Annotated in this window: 12 protein-coding genes and 1 pseudogene; 3 read left to right on the forward strand and 10 right to left on the reverse strand. The window is 33.7% G+C overall.

Going from position 1 to position 16,576, the window contains the following annotated elements:
* Positions 1-20: 20 nt before the first annotated feature.
* From NYR53_RS29655 to NYR53_RS34565, 5 genes are read right to left on the reverse strand one after another with little or no spacing between them, the layout of a single operon-like run.
* Positions 21-1,796, reverse strand: a complete 1,776-nt coding sequence (locus tag NYR53_RS29655; RefSeq protein ID WP_261302639.1) for a thiamine pyrophosphate-binding protein — start codon at positions 1,794-1,796, stop codon at positions 21-23.
* A 47-nt stretch (positions 1,797-1,843) separates the two neighbouring features.
* Positions 1,844-2,950: a CDP-glucose 4,6-dehydratase gene (rfbG, locus tag NYR53_RS29660; protein WP_261302640.1), complete on the reverse strand. Its 1,107-nt coding sequence runs from the start codon at positions 2,948-2,950 to the stop codon at positions 1,844-1,846.
* A complete protein-coding gene (gene rfbF, locus NYR53_RS29665; protein WP_261302641.1) occupies positions 2,911-3,708 on the reverse strand; it encodes a glucose-1-phosphate cytidylyltransferase in 798 nt (265 codons plus the stop codon). The genes rfbG and rfbF overlap by 40 nt, the downstream gene beginning before the upstream one ends.
* On the reverse strand, positions 3,705-5,282 hold the full coding sequence (gene rfbH / locus NYR53_RS29670; RefSeq protein WP_261302642.1) for a lipopolysaccharide biosynthesis protein RfbH: 1,578 nt from the start codon (positions 5,280-5,282) through the stop codon (positions 3,705-3,707). Before rfbH ends, rfbF begins: the two co-directional genes overlap by 4 nt.
* Positions 5,266-5,679 (reverse strand): GtrA family protein, encoded by a 414-nt coding sequence (locus tag NYR53_RS34565; RefSeq protein ID WP_367618591.1) that lies wholly within the window; start codon positions 5,677-5,679, stop codon positions 5,266-5,268. The genes rfbH and NYR53_RS34565 overlap by 17 nt, the downstream gene beginning before the upstream one ends.
* Before the next feature lie 648 nt (positions 5,680-6,327).
* Here NYR53_RS34565 and NYR53_RS34680 point away from each other — a divergent pair.
* Positions 6,328-6,879: pseudogene (locus NYR53_RS34680) on the forward strand (transposase); the annotation flags it as partial.
* Between the two features lie 165 nt (positions 6,880-7,044).
* Here NYR53_RS34680 and NYR53_RS29680 read toward each other — a convergent pair.
* A complete protein-coding gene (locus tag NYR53_RS29680; RefSeq protein ID WP_261302643.1) occupies positions 7,045-8,949 on the reverse strand; it encodes a hypothetical protein in 1,905 nt (634 codons plus the stop codon).
* 522 nt (positions 8,950-9,471) lie between these two features.
* Between NYR53_RS29680 and NYR53_RS29685 the strand changes: the two genes are divergently transcribed.
* Positions 9,472-9,690 (forward strand): hypothetical protein, encoded by a 219-nt coding sequence (locus tag NYR53_RS29685; RefSeq protein WP_261302644.1) that lies wholly within the window; start codon positions 9,472-9,474, stop codon positions 9,688-9,690.
* Between the two features lie 30 nt (positions 9,691-9,720).
* Positions 9,721-9,978, forward strand: coding sequence for a hypothetical protein (locus tag NYR53_RS29690; RefSeq protein WP_261302645.1), 258 nt, complete (start codon positions 9,721-9,723; stop codon positions 9,976-9,978).
* A 215-nt stretch (positions 9,979-10,193) separates the two neighbouring features.
* On the opposite strand, the gene NYR53_RS29695 is transcribed toward NYR53_RS29690, so the two are convergent.
* Genes NYR53_RS29695 through NYR53_RS29710 form a run of 4 tightly spaced genes read right to left on the reverse strand, consistent with a single transcriptional unit; the run spans position 10,194 to position 16,574 of the window.
* Complete coding sequence (locus tag NYR53_RS29695) at positions 10,194-12,605, reverse strand: glycosyltransferase family 4 protein (RefSeq protein ID WP_261302646.1); 2,412 nt, start codon at positions 12,603-12,605, stop codon at positions 10,194-10,196.
* Positions 12,606-12,620: 15 nt separating this feature from the next.
* Positions 12,621-13,820, reverse strand: coding sequence for a glycosyltransferase family 4 protein (locus NYR53_RS29700; protein ID WP_261302647.1), 1,200 nt, complete (start codon positions 13,818-13,820; stop codon positions 12,621-12,623).
* 13 nt (positions 13,821-13,833) lie between these two features.
* Positions 13,834-15,303 (reverse strand): class I SAM-dependent methyltransferase, encoded by a 1,470-nt coding sequence (locus NYR53_RS29705; RefSeq protein ID WP_261302648.1) that lies wholly within the window; start codon positions 15,301-15,303, stop codon positions 13,834-13,836.
* Positions 15,300-16,574 carry an ABC transporter ATP-binding protein gene (locus NYR53_RS29710; RefSeq protein WP_261302649.1) on the reverse strand — a complete coding sequence of 425 codons (1,275 nt, stop codon included), beginning with the start codon at positions 16,572-16,574 and terminating at the stop codon, positions 15,300-15,302. Before NYR53_RS29710 ends, NYR53_RS29705 begins: the two co-directional genes overlap by 4 nt.
* Positions 16,575-16,576 lie beyond the last annotated feature (2 nt).

A 16,576-nucleotide genomic window follows, 5' to 3' on the forward strand; every position in this document is an offset into this window, starting at 1 on the left:
ATGCCTCCAAGATAATAATCCTATTTAGGTACTTCCATTTCTTCGACTAAGTCAATCAACATTAGTTCTTTCAACTCGTGTCTTTCTAGATGTGGGGACATATCTTCGATGGGTCTATTGACTACTAATTTAGGGTTAACGGTCGTATTTTGTTCTAACGCTACAGATATAAATGTTGGACCTTCGATGCTAAATGCTTCTCTTATCTTATTTTCTGCTTCATCCATTGTTGCTATATGGAATGAGGGAATGTTATACGCTTGAGCAATTTTAAATAAATTTGGTGAAGAATATACTGTAGATTGTTTCCGACCATCAAAATACAAATCTTGGAATTGCCTAACCATCCCTAGACAATTATTATCCATTACAAATATTTTTATAGGCAGATTATGTTTAGCAATCGTATCAAATTCCTGAATATTAACCTGTATGCCACCATCACCTGCTATAACAATCACTGTATTTTCATTTACTAATGCGGCACCAATTGCAGCAGGTAAAGCAAACCCCATCGCACCCATTCCACCAGAATTCAGCAATCTTTGTTTTTCTTTTATTTTAAAAGACTGTGAAGCCCACATTTGATGCTGTCCTACATCTAAGCAAATTACATCACCTTCACAACTCATTGATGATAGTAATTCCATAAATAGGTTAGGATCTATATGCTCTTGTGGTGAGTCATAACAGCGTGTAGGGAACTTAACTTTCAAATTTTTGATCGTTTCATTCCAAATTGCATAGTTAGGCTTTTGATATTCCTTGAGCTTTTCATTCAATAAGTTTAAGAAACCCTTCACATCGCTCTGAATCGCAATGTCTACTTTAATTTTTGCATTCAACTCATTAAAATCGGCATCTACATGTATCTTTTTCGCTACACGCCCAAAAGTATCTGGTCTAGTCCCAGTTTGTCTGGAGTCAAGTCTAGAACCTAATATTAAAATTAAATCGCTATTTGCAAGAGCTATATTACTGTACCTATTCCCATAAGAACCGATTAATCCAATAAACTCATTATTTGTATGCGGAATTGCGTCGAGTCCCATAAGTGAAGTGACCACTGGAATTCCAGTTAACTTTACAAGTTGTTGTAATTCATCAGCTGCATTTGCAGTTCTGACTCCTCCTCCTGCTAGAATAACAGGTCTTTCGGAGTTTTTAATCAATTGTACGATTTCATTTAATTCTTTATCTGAAACATCCTTATTAATTTTGGTTTGTAATTCTTTATACTCCGCACTGTCATAAAAGCTCAACAAATTCTCTGGGTTAATATTTTCCCTTTGAAGATTCATTGGAATGTCAATTAACACAGGACCTGGACGACCATTCTGAGCCAAATAAACGGCCTTCTCGAGATGATATCTTATCGTTAGGGGGTCTGTAACTAGTTCTGCATATTTTGTTAATGATTTAACTACACTAACAATATCAGTTTCCTGAAATCCAATCTGCCTGACAGGTCTATCAAACTTATATTCATACGTATTTACCTGACCCGTAATAAATAAACATGGAACACTATCAAAGTAGCAGCTACCAACACCTGTAACCAAATTTAATGCTCCTGGACCACTTGTTGCCATTGCAACTCCAAGTTTACCATTCAACCTTGCATAAGCCTCTGCAGCAAATGCACCAGCTTGCTCATGACGCACTGAAATACATTGGATATCATCACGTAAATAAACAGAATCCAAAAGATGTGCGATAGCACCACCAATAAACTCAAAAACGTGAGAGACTCCCTCTTCTGCAATAAAATCTATAACATAATCTGAAAGTTTCATTTGATTCACCTTATCCTTATTATGTTCTAAACAATAGTTCACTGCAGTTAAAAAGAAGTTATATAATCATTAATTTGTTCAAGACACACAAGTCTCATGTCTGCACCTTCACGATACTTATGAGTCCATGAAACAATACTCTTCAAAGTTTTTTCAAGTTCCCAGCGCGGCTCCCAGCTTAAGTGTAACTTTGCCTTAGAACAATCTAGTTTTAAATAATTGGCCTCATGAGGGTTTATACCTCCATCAATTTGATAGTGGCTTTTCTCCCCCCAAATTTCACATATTTTGTCTACAATCCACCTTACCGGTTTTGCATCATTGTCTGATGGACCAAAATTCCAACCTTCTGCATACTGAGTACCATGCATATATAATTTTTCCGCTAAGAGCAAATAACCACTCAATGGTTCTAAAACATGCTGCCATGGCCTTATTGAATTCGGATTTCTAATAATAATTTCCTCTTCTTGCAAAAGAGAGCTAATGCAATCAGGAATCAATCGATCTACCGCCCAATCACCACCACCAATTACATTCCCTGCTCTTGCTGAAGCTATGGCTACACCATGCTCGTTATATTTCTCAGGATTAAAGAAAGAATTTCTATAGGCAGATGTCACTAATTCTGAACAGGCCTTACTGTTAGAATATGGATCATATCCCCCTAAAGGCTCATTTTCACGATAGCCCCATTCCCACTCTTTATTTTCATAGCATTTATCAGTTGTCACGTTTACAACAGCTTTTACGCTTTCAGTTATTCTTACTGCTTCAAATAAATTAACTGTACCCATTACATTTATAGAATACGTTTCAACTGGGATTTTATATGAATCTCTAACCAGTGGTTGTGCAGCCATGTGTATAACAATTTCCGGTTTAAAATCGGATATCGCTTCTTTTATCGATTCTAAATCTCTAATGTCTGCAATTGTAGATTTCTCAAGAAGTCCCTCTACATTACACAGTTCAAATAAACTAGGTGATGTTGGAGGTAGCAAAGCGTAGCCTGCTACTTTTGCTCCCATCTGCGTTAACCATAAACACAACCATGTTCCTTTAAAACCTGTATGACCCGTTACGAATACTCGTTTATTATTCCAGAACTCAGTCATACATTTTTCACCAGATCTTTTCCCCAAGTTTTCCATGGAGCTTTGTTCCTAGCCCATAGGTCTTCCAAATGATTCTTATCACGCAATGTATCCATAGGCTGCCAGAAACCATTATGTTTATAAGCAGAAAGTTCCCCTTGCTTCGCAAGATTTTCTAGCGGCTCTTTTTCAAATATAGTTGAATCATCATTAATATAATCAAATACTTCTGGCTGACAAACGAAGAAGCCCGCGTTAATCCAAGAACCGTCTCCTCTAGGCTTTTCTTGAAAACCGCGCACTTCATTCAGATCTGATATGTCCAATGCTCCAAATCGGCCATCAGGCTGAATAGATGTAACAGTTGCCATTCTTCCACTTAATTTATGGAACTCAACCAATTCCTTAATGTTTACATCCGATACTCCATCACCATAGGTAAGCATAAAAGGTTCATATCCGATATACGGTTGAATTCTCTTAACTCGCCCGCCAGTCATCGTATCTATTCCAGTATTTACAAGTGTAACTCTCCATGGTTCAGCAGAGTGATTATGTGTTATGTTCTCGTTATCGTTCCTAAAATCAAAGGTAACATCAGATTCATGAAGAAAGTAGTGAGCAAAATATTCCTTAATATAATAACCCTTATAACCAAGACAAATTACAAAATCATTAAATCCATACGATGAATAAATCTTCATAATATGCCAAAGAATCGGCCTTTGTCCAATTTCAATCATTGGTTTAGGTTTTAAGTGGGATTCTTCACTTATTCTTGTACCATATCCCCCTGCAAGTATAACTACCTTCATTGACATATCCTCCTAGTTACTAAATTCTGTTTGGATTTAACAAATTCACTAATCTTAAGTATCATATAATCTATCATTACATCCGTTAGTCCAGGGTAAACTCCTATTAAAAAAGTGTCATTTAAAATTTTGTCAGTATTGATTAAATCACCATGGATCCTGTAATTAACACCTTGAAAGGCAGGTTGTCTTGTTAAGTTACCGGCAAACAACATACGTGTTTGTATCCTGTTGGTTTCTAAATAATTTACTATTTCATTCTTAGTAAACCCTACATTCTCACGAAGAGTTAGAATGAATCCAAACCAACTAGGTTCAGAATTTTTAGTTGCTCTAGGCAAGATAAAATAATCATTAAGATCTTTCAAGCCTTCCAAAAGTCTATTAAAGTTTCTTATTCTTGCATCTACAAAAGAAGGTACTTTCTTAAGCTGCTCTACCCCAACAGCAGCTTGCATGTCAGTTACTCTGAGGTTATAGCCAATATGTGAATACGTATATTTGTGATCATATCCATATGGAAGAGTTCCAAGCTCCCATCCAAACCGTTTCTTACAAGTATCATCACATCCGGATGGACACCAGCAATCTCTTCCCCAATCTCTGAATGATTCAATAATCATTTTAAGTTGAGGATTGTTTGTATAGACTGCCCCACCTTCCCCCATAGTCATATGATGTGGTGGATAAAAACTGGATGTAGCAATATCACCAAATGTACCTGTTAATTTCCCGTCAAATTTCGATCCTAATGCATCACAGTTATCTTCAATTACCCATAGATTATATTTCTTAGCAAGCTCAATTATCTTGTCTAACTCAAAGGGGTTACCCATAGTATGAGCAATCATTATTGCTTTGGTTTTTGAAGTAATAGCTCCTTCAATTCGGTCTACCATAATGTTATATGTTCCTAGTTCAACATCAATAAAAACAGGGATTGCCCCGTTCTGTACGATTGGAGTTACAGTTGTTGGGAAACCAGCAGCTACTGTAATAACTTCATCCCCAGGCATTATGCGACGATCTCCTAATTTAGGAGAGGTTAGAGTCGAGAAAGCCAGTAAGTTTGCTGACGATCCTGAATTTGTTAGTAATGCGTATCTAACGCCAATGAACTCAGCAAACTCTTTTTCAAATTGCTTGCTAAACCTTCCTGCTGTTAACCAAAAATCTAAAGAAGAATCGACAAGGTTTTTCATTTCTCTTTCATCGTAAACACGGCCACCATATGATATAGAAGATGTCTCCGGGTTAAATGACTCTTTTTTCTCATGAAATGTTTTGTAAAACACATCTACTTTTGAAAGTATCTCAAGTCTCATTATCTTCTCAGCTACATCTTTAGGTATACTTCTTAAAAATGTAATTTCCGTCTTTTCAAAAAGATCCTTATTCCTTACATCAAGCAACACGTTGGTAGTACCATCTATACTAACAACAATTTGGAAATTTGGGTCCAATAATTCTTTCATACTTAGTTTTACAACTTCATAATTATCCATATTTACATTTGTTATAATAGCTAATTCATTTGTTGATTTCTTTTGAACCAAATCATTTATTTTCAACATGTTCTCCACTCCTAATGTGAGTTTTACTAATTTTGAAACTCCAATATTTATGACCAATGAAACTAATTAAAGTTGTTATGAATAATGCGAAACCCTGGGAAAGCAAGGGAGTTAAGCTTAGATAGTTTATTAGAATATAGAGTACTAATAAATTAATAAGAAAAGAAACACCATATACTCCTGAAAATTTCAATAGATTTTTATACGTTTTTCTTCCTTTTTTAAAGGTCCACTTGCTATTCCAAAAGTAACTATGTAATACGCCAAGCACATGTGCATATAACAACGAAAATATATAATTTAAATCAAAAAATTTTAAACAAACAAAATAGATTAAATACCCAACAACTGTATTAAGAATTCCAATAATTAAAAACTTGATAGACTGAGATTGCATCTACTTTTATTTAGACCTTCCTTTCATAAGCTTATGTATAGTTTAATTAATTTCTTACTTTTTGTCATTTTTTATCTTTTCCCAGTTTGACAATAATTCTGAAATGTCAGTGCTCTATTCATTATTCTCATTTCATCTATGGACCCTTTAAAAGGGCGGGTATCTTGCAACCAATATCCGTAACTAGCATATTGGTATTAATAATATCACCTTTAATTTTTTCTGTTTTTTCTAATTTTCCATTTAAAAACAAATTAATGTATGAGCTAGAAGTGGATATTACAATATAATTTTTAGTTTCTTCTTTCAATTCAAACGTAAAATATCATTACCATAAATAAAATCAAAGCTGTTATCTTTTGATAATGGTTGTTAAGTGATATCCCCATGGGTAATATTCATGTAATATCATAAACTGATTGGAGTTCTTAAGAAGCACAGATTCTTTTATTTTTTGAGCCACCCTCTCATTAAAGTTAACGATAATTCCTCTTTATTTAGAATACTGAGATTATTATTGTCAAGATTTGGTTTTAGTTTATCTGAAATATACGACCCTTTTCTACCAACATAATTAAAAGATTTGTTAATTTCATAGTATAAAAAGCAGGGTCAAGTTCTAACGCTACTTTAAACATATCTGTAATTACCTGGGGTGAATTCAAACAACAATTAGAAGCCCACGGAGGAAAGAACGAGAATATTACCGAAGTATGCATGGACATGTCCCCTACTTTCATCGAAGGAGCTGAGGAGCATTTTCCGAATTCAGCTATTACTTTCGACAAGTTCCATATTGTGCATGCTCCCAACGAAGCAGTTGATGAAGTACGCCGTACGGAACGGAAGAGCAGCTTACAGTTAAAATATACGCGCTATCTATGGTTGAAAAACCCGGAAAACCTGACCCCATCCCAACAAGAAAACGATGGCGAAACTAAATGTTTGCGATCTAGATACCGCTAAAGCATCTCGAATGAGGTTGATTCTGCAAGAGATCTACCTCTCTTCGGCAGTTACTGCACCGATGGTGCTACAAGATTGCACAATGACGGTGTTTTCCGTTGGTTTTCCTCTCTCTAAACTTACCAATGGACTACTAGAGGGAGTTAACAGCCAATTTCAAGCCGCGAAACAAAAGCCCACGGAATCATTGCCATGGTGTATAACCTGACTGGAAAGCTAAAGTTCACCCTTTAATAAAGAAAAAGAACTGGTAACAGCTTGGAGCCAACGCATCGCTCGAACCTGAACCAATTCCCTTGTCCAGCACAGTATGCCCTTCTTCAGTATCTTTATGCTACACAGATGGAGAACTTAGCATCGCTTGTTACTTCTATCATATAAACTCCATTAGAGGCAGAATTAATCCATATTTTCCATTTCAGTTATGCGAATATCTTTTAACTGAAAAGGTCTTTCTCCCGAATATACAAATCTAACATAAGCATTATAAATATTTTGATAATTTCCCGAATTAATCAATATCTTGTACATTTTTTCTTTATTTATTAAATTTACAGACTGTTGTTGTTCATTAAAATCATAAGCTCCATTATTTCCATAAAAATCAACATAAAAATTTGATATAGTACTATGTGGTTTCGCAGTAAACTCAACTTTGTATACTGTATTTGGTTTTATTTCAGTCGGAATTCCAAAAGCATAAACATTTTTATCACCAGGTGTAACATCTATTAGTTCTTGTGCAAACAACTCCTTTTTTTCTATTCCAATCTCAATAGAGCATTGTGAACTTCTAGGTATATTTATATATTGATAACCAGACTTACCTTTTACAGCTTCAATTTTATTATTTAACATTTGCATACATCCAGAACTACCACTAATCTTTCTTTGCAAGTCTTTAATTGTATCATTCGTTACCAAAATCTTTCTAATTCTCCCCTCATCGGCATATATAACCGGTTTTGTATAGCTATATCCTCCATCTACATGAGTTGTCCTGGAAATAAATGTTGAATATAGTGGATTATACAGCTGAGGGAAATTATTCAATATTGCAGTCGCAATTGGCGTATGATATACGTAACTTGTTGGAACATATAAATAGAATATAATTATTATTGCACTAATGAAAGATGAGATATACAGTGAACAAAAATATACGCTCTTATATTGTTTCTTTTTTACAATTTCTAATCCTTCAGTAACTATGTAGAATAACATTATTGGTGTTACCCATGAATTATATCTTGCAATTCCTGTCATTCCAGAATTTATATGAAGCATCATTGAATATGTCAAAATAGTACCAAAAAAGGCAATTAAATACAATATTGCCATAGTATTTCTCAAATACAATCCCCGAAAAATAAAAATAAAAAATAAAATTAGCGCAACCGGAAAGTACGGGAATATTCCAAGATTTAAGTCAAAAAGATAAGTATAAAATCTTTCAAAAAGAAAATTTGTCGTTCCCGCGAATGCAGTAACACTTAATTTACCAACTGCAAAATAATAAAATATGAATGGAACAATAGATGGCACAAAACAAAGCCCCAATTTTAAAATTTCCAAGAATTTATTTTTTAATATTTGAATTACTTCATACATTAGCTTGACATTATTTTTTTTGAAGAGTTCTACAAAAAATGAGACAATAATTACAGCTCCATATATCATTATTGTTGGATTTAATGAACCAGCAATGGAAACTAATAAGCCTGCTGTTTTATACTGCTTATTACTAAAAAAAACTAAAGACATTACAACAAGAGAAAAAATAAAACTTTCTGCAGAACCCCAAACTATGGTGTAAAAAAATATGGGATTACAAATCAAAAGTATTATAAGCAACAAACGTTTCGATTCAGTTATTTTAAGTTTTTTTAAAACAACAATTAGAGCGATAACATAGAACAACACATTTGTTAACAATAAGGTATATGATTGATTAAGTCTTAAAGTTTTTAATATTAATTTTACAGGCAATGCTGCTATTGAATAAGTTGGAAAATACCACCCTAGCCATTTATTACTTTCAATAACTATTAATTTACTACTTCTTAAATCATTATACCCCATTACACCACTATATAGATTTGGAAAATCTAATCTAGCTTTATCAATATCGGATTGATTTATGAAAAATGACATTCTTTGTTCTAATGAAATTATAGGCATCATATATGAATCCAATTCACCGGAAACAGCTGGAGGTTTCATTGTTACAATTAGTTGTAGTATAATCGCAGCTATTAATATAATCGAAAAACTTACCTTTTTATAATATTGATCATTTATCATTAAAATTGCACCCTTCCAACAATATTGAATAATTGTATTACTAGCTTTAATAAATTCTTCAAAGAAGTGACTCTCTGAAAAGATAGTAGACACAGAATTTAAGGGCCCTTCGCTCTACTGGGTGAGTGTAGTTAGGGCTTGCTGTACAAATAAAACATTCTGCTCTAGCAAGGGATTAGAACTGCTTTTGTCGAATTCATCTGCAAAGAAGAAATATGCGGAAAACTGAACCCCGCGAATCCCTGGATTCAACTGGGCAAGTTAATTCCGTGGAATAAAGCGGAAGATGCTTACACCGATGTCTTCCAATCTCCCGTACTTGGTCAAAAGGCGTATTCCGTTTGGATTACGCCCGGGGCTTTGATTATCAAGGAAAGACTGGGTCTCACTGATCGGGAAACGACCTATCGAGGCTATCTCGACTACGGCAAGTATGACAATTACTGTAGCAGTGTAATCCGCTTCGTTTCACGACTTTAAAACAACGCCGTCACCGAGGAAATCGAAGAACTTCCCGTTGATATGGGAACCAAGATTCTCCGGGACGTGAACGTGATTTTGGATAAAGGCAAAAAACGGATGACGCATTTGTTGCGAATAATCGAAACAATCGATAATAAAGGCAACAATCTAGTTCCGATCATTACGAATCGATTTGACCTAAGCACTGAAGAAGTCAGATCGAGACTTTCTTTCGTTGGGCAAGCAACACCTGAAATTGACAGGGTTTTACGGGACTAGCGAGCAGGCCGTCATCAATCAGATCTGGATTTGCCTCATAGCACACTGTTGGATTTGTTGATCAAGTTGGAAATCGAGACGAACAAGACGCTCTCAGAGCTTGTGGATATATTAAAAACATTATGGAAACCTTGGGATAACTTTATCGCCGCTGCAATACGATGCCTAGCCGAACCTCAAGAGGGAGACAGAAATAAACCTAAAGGAAACGTGATCGTGGTAACGAATAAATCTGAAAAACCACTCATCGAAATGGATATGAATACCAAATGGACAGCAAATGCCTGAAGGAGAGACCTACGCTACTGTTTATATATCGGTGTTTCTTTACCATTTACTTTTGCTGTTATTTGTCGAAATTATCTGAAAATCATTTTTATCAATAAGAGCTAAAAACTTACGGGACTCTCTTTCGCTTCAGGCAACCAGTGTCTGTTTGGTATTTAAATACAATTCATGCTTTTACTATTGATTATTGCTCTTTAACCCCTTCACCTTATCCTTCATTCATAACTATTTACTTCATAAGACTTATCTATTTTTAAAAGAGTTTCTTTTAGAATATTTGATATCACTTTCCACTCGAATTTATTATCAACAAACTTTTTAGAAGATGAGGACAATTTAGCTTTTAAATCACTATTATTTAATAATTCTCTTATTTCTTCACAAAAACTATTGAGATCTGTGATAAGAATATGTTCTCCATTCACAACATCATATCCCCTCGCACCTATTTTTGACGATATAATAGGGACTCCATTTGCCATATACTCCGCAACTTTTAAGTTAGTCCCGGAACCATTCGACATAGGATTAATAGCAATATCTGCGACTGAATAAATTAATAATTTTGTTTGTTCATCAACTATTCCAGCTAATACAACATTCTTAGGTAAATTCCGATCTCTAAAGGCTAAGCATTGTCCACCCATAATAATAAATTTGCATTCCGATAAACTATTTGCGATTTTAAGAATTTCTTCTACAGCTTCTATATTAGGCTTATGCCAACTACCAATAAATACGATAATATTTTCATTTTCTATCCCTAGATCTACTTTATTTTTCTGCCTAGTACGAAAATCCACATAAGGATTTAACCTTGTGTCTACACCATTTGGAACGAGCACTGCTTTTTTATATTCTACTTTATAGGTATCTGTCAATTTGTCTATATCTTCACTTGAGCATGCCAAAATTATACTACTTGATAAACATGCTCTTTTCTCCAGCTCAAATAACTCTTCTAACAATTTATGGGCTGTTTTGTTGTCAGGTAACATTGATTTTTTTAAATTATATTCCATATTCTGCGAATCATAGATAATATATTTATTTACACCGTACTTTTCAATTAAATTATATAAATACGGTTGAGCTGCAACAAGAATATTAGCGTTTTGCATGTATTTATCTGCAATACGAATAAACTCAGGCGACAAATTTATTAGTCTATGCATCACAATATCCGTGATTGGAATACCGACTTCTCTTTCTATTGCCCATTCTTTCTCTAAGTGAGTGTTGCTCATAGGAATTGAAATTTCTGTTAAGTTCCCAACCCTTTTCTCATAATGTTTAGACTCATTATTTAAACTTACTATTGTGATGTCATATTCCTGATCTAAATTTTTATAAATATTGAATATTCTGAGTTGTCCACCATGCTTTCTCGGTAAAACTGGATAAGTTGAAAGTATAGTTATTTTCTTTTTAATTTGGGGAGGAAAATTAACATAGCTACTTAGATTGTCCTGCAATAAAGATGTTATGCAGTTATTCCAAGTTATAGTTCTCACAGAATCTCTGGCATTTGCACCCAGGGTCATCGCTAAAGATTTATTACTCACCAGCATACTCATTTTTTCTGCTAAACTTAGTGGATCACTATTAGCTAATAAGCCGGTTTTTCCGTCAATAACAAATTCAGTCGTTCCACCTGAATCTTTACATGTGATTACTGGTTTTCCACAATGCATAGCTTCAATAGTAACAAGACCATAATCTTCATCATAGGGCACATAAATAACAGCTAATGCATTAGAATATAGATCTTTCAACTTCTCATTATTTATATATCCAATAAATTTAATTCTGTCATCATTTAAGGCTATCTGTTTTAGCCTACTCTCATCTGGACCAGATCCTGCAATAAGTAAATTCACATTTGGATTACTTATATGACTCATAGCTTTAATTACTAATTCTACCCGCTTGGCACCATCTAATCTTCCAACTACTAAGAAATAGTCATAATCCCCTCCTTGTAAACCCTGCAAGGTTGTTGGTGGGTATATTACTTCAACATTAACATTTGAAGGGAAGTAATCATTTCTATCCTTTACTGTCTTAGATATGGAGGTATATCTTTTCATTCTTGATGGATGAAGAGCCCATTTATCAAGGAAATGAATGATCTGTCTAATAAACGGCCCTGGAAATGCAAAAAAATCTTTAGAATAATTTTCTCTGTTAGTATAAAGAAGATCAATCATTTTAAAGAAGCCATCTAAATCATTATGAATATTATTAGGATCTTGGGTGTACTCTATTATTTTGTTTATTTCTATGTGAGACGTCTTCTTCATCTCTGTCGGCATATTAAGAAAATGATAGGTATCAAAAAGACCTCTTAAATGATGGGCCATATAAATAGTATGATTTCTATGCTGAACCATCCAACTAGGGTATTTGCAAGTAATAATCATATCAAAATGGTCTAAATTTAAATTATAAAAAGTTTCATAGCTCTTCAATAATTCCCAGAACCCATTCTCTCCAGTTGGGATCTTAAATAGCTCCACTCTATGATCCGTTAATTCATCTATTTGTTGATATAACCCTAACATCAACTTTTCAATGCCACCTACAGCAAATGGTTTAGGACTGGGTGATACAATTGCAATATCCACATATACTCTCCTCATTTAGAATGTTAAATGTTCTAATAACTTATCAATCGTATTTCTCCATGTATACTTTCTACTAGTTTCATACGCTGCATTTCCCATCCTTATAGCCATTTCTTTGTTCTCAGCTATTCTCTGAATAGCTTCAGCTATCGCATCAGAGGTAGGATCAACTAAAAATCCATTAATTCCATCTTCTATAAGTTCTGCATAACCGCCACCATCTTTACATGCAATAACTGGCTTTTTAAAAGACATAGCTTCAATAGCTGTTAAGCCATAATCCTCTTCATATGCCGGACACACAACACAGGAAGCTTTGGAATACTCCTCAAATAAACTTTCTGTTGAAACTCTACCTGTAAAGATAACATTCGAAGGGGTTCTATTTTTTTTTGCATTTTGAATAAGCTTTTCATATTCAAACCCAAATTTCCCGTTAGACATTTGCTTCCAGACTATATCATCAGTTATGACGATCCCCTCTTGGGAAGTATAGGTTAACAGGTTATCAATTCTTTTTAAATCATCTGTTCGGCCGCCCGCGCCCACAACTTTGCCTACAAGATTAGGCAGTAGTTTCATAGCCTTAACAAAAAGCTCTGGTCTTTTAGGGAATTCATGCCTGCCCACAACTATAGGATACTCATAAATAACTTGACCATTAAAATAATATATATCAGGATCGATTCCAGCATAAATAACATCTACATTGTTGCTAAGATTGTTAAACTGTTTAATCCTATTCTTTATCGTCTGACTACCTGCAAGAATGGTAGTCACTTTAGATAAACTAAGTGTATCTATTTCACGAATTACTTGAACTGATTTATGATGATAGGGTTGTTGCAGCCCTACTTCAAGAATGAGATCTGACATATCATAAAAAAATTTCATATGATGATAAAATAATGAAATGTGCTTTGGATGTTTAATTGCAAATGAAGGAGGCTGTGTACTAATAACTGCATCATATCGCGATAAATCCATCTTTAAATATTTCCAATACATATTAATGTATTTAAAAAATTCAGGATTTTTATAAAACATATCTTGATTAATTATATAGGGTATATCATTCGTGCTTGTATCCGTAGCATCTACGTAAACCATTTGAACCTCATGCCCTCTCAATTCAAGCTCGAGTTTAAGACGATTTACTACGACTTCAAAACCACCTGAAATTTTGTAATCTGGTTTTACAATACCAATTTTCATAAAGTCACAATCCTTATTTTCTAGCTATAATGGCATAATCTTGATTTCCAAACAATAAATCATTTATACGATCAATTCCCTCATTGAATTGCGTTAAATTTTTAATTGAATTATCACTTTCTACTCTTGGCAGGGTCATATACGATTCAACTGGACTAGAGTATTTTATTTCTGTTTTGGTAAATCCACGAGAGTCAACAATATATTGAATAGTCCATGGATGTACTGGTTTAACATGCGTTGGATCAACATAGAAATAGCGATAATAAATTGCAAGCGACATCGGGTTAGGTGTTTCCATTATTAGATAAGATCCTGGTTTTAATTTTTTATAGGCTAATTCAACAAGAACTATTATTTGGTCAAATGGCATATGTTCTATAACTTGACCTAAAAATATTCCTCCCAAAACATTATCTTCTATTAAATTTAAATAACTTATTGCGTTATCATATTTAACTGGTAAACCCCGGTCTAGACAATAGTCAATCATATCTTGATTTAAATCAATTCCTTTAACAGAAATATTATTTTCTATCAATAGTTCAATAAATTCACCTCGTCCACATCCTATATCGAGAACATTGTGTTTGTCCAAAAAATAAGGTAAATAGACCTTTTGGCGATTTTTTATATCATCTAGACTACCTCTAAACTTATTTTCGAAATGCAAGTAATCAAAGCTATTAGAATCCATTTCTGATTCACTAGGTAAACCAATACTGGTTGTAATATCCTTTTCAAAGGATGCTTCACTCACATTAATACTTTTAACTTTCTTAAATTGTCTTAGTCTATATTGCATAAAACTAATCTCAGCTTTGTGTTGTTGTTCTGTTTGTTGAAGTCTTGAGTTAAAATTTCTAATCTGCTCGTTAATAATATTTATTTTTTCAATCATATCCTTACTATTACTATCTTTTGTTAATTCGGCTTCATTTATTTTAGTGCTGATTTGTTCAAACATTTGAGTAATTATTTGAAAATCTTGAAGTTTGGATGTGTTATTCTCTTCTCTTGTAATAAAATGTTCATTAAGTGACTTTAATTGATTTTCCAAAGAGTTAATTACCGAACGTTGTTCAGAGATAATTGCCTCACTTGATTCAATTTTAGCCTTGAATAATACGAGAATATTAGAAATTTCATTTATTGATCTCGTAACCGAACCATTAAAAGTAGCTTGTGCATCAAAAGGTTTGCTAACATACCATCTTAATAGTTTTCTGACTAGTTTTTTTCCAAATACAATAAATTTACCTAATTTTCTTCTATGCGAGGTAATTGGTTGATCAGTACTTACATTCCAAAGAGCATTGTTGGAATCTCTTTCAATAAACAAACGTGAAAAGTCCAAACCATGGCTGTTTGAAGAATCATTTATGGATGTTAAATCTATACTGTCATCATCTTCGGAATATTGGATAATTTGTTTCTTTAAATGATCCATCAGTTCCTCCGCGGAACTAAATTGCTGGTTCATAAATTCTCCTCCTCTGAAAACAACCACTTGTGTGGAATATATGCAATTCCTAAATCATCTTCACTAGAATGAACACTAAAATTAATTGCTTTAGTTATATAATCATAAGGAGTCCCATCCTCATGATGACATGCAACATTAAAATAATAGTCACCTTGAACTAAATTTAATGACTCTATCTGATACACAACTTTGCCATTAGTCTTATACGGAACTTTCACTTTATCAATTAAAGTATTGGTTCCATAACATCTAGTTCCATCCATCTTGAAAATCCCAACACCAAATACAAGCTTGTTAGCGTTTCTATCCTTAACCTGAAAAGATAACTCAATATTAATAGGTTGTCCTTTTCCTAAAACATGTAAATTTTCACCTATTGGGTTCAATAAAAGAACTTTTGAAATCTCAACTGCACCATTTCCCCATCTTTTAACTTCTTGCTGATTTATTTCTTTTTCTATTTTCACATCATTACTTTCAACCTTTTTTACCTCTTGGTTTTTCGCCTCATTTTTCATGCGATTCTCTTCACTATTTGCCAAAAAATCCAGATAATCTCGAATAATTTCATCCGGTTTTCCATGCTTCTTAACTTTAGAATCTTGTATCCAATAGACTTCATCACACAACCGTTCCATTGCTCCATTATCATGTGACACAAAAACAATCGTTTTTCCTTGTTGCTTAAATTCTTCTATTTTACTGATGCATTTCTTTTGAAAAGCATTATCTCCAACAGCTAGAATTTCATCTATTAATAACACATCAGGTTCTACGTGAATAGCAATTGAAAAGGCTAACCTCATAAACATCCCTGAAGAATAAGTTCTGACTGGACTATCGATATATGCCTCCAATTCTGAAAATTTTACAATGGTGTCTAATCGCGCATCAATTTCTTTACGAGTAAGACCAAAAATAGACGCATTCATGTAGATATTTTCTCTTCCGGTAAAGTCCATATGAAAACCGGCTCCTAATTCTAGGAGACTGGACACTCTACCATGAATAATTACTTCACCTTTATCTGGCTTGAGAATGCGAGTAAGGACTTTAAGAAGTGTGCTTTTACCTGAACCATTACGACCGATAAGACCAATCATTTTACCCTGTGGTATAGATAAGGTTATATCTTGTAACACCCATTTTTCATGATAAGTACTTTTGTTCGAATACAAAAATCTTTCTTTTAAGCTCACTGGTTTGTCTTGGTATATTTTATATTTTTTTGACACGTTCTTAACTTCAATTGCAAAATTATTATTCATTA

This window comes from Paenibacillus andongensis (assembly GCF_025369935.1).
GTDB lineage: Bacteria > Bacillota > Bacilli > Paenibacillales > NBRC-103111 > Paenibacillus_E > Paenibacillus_E andongensis.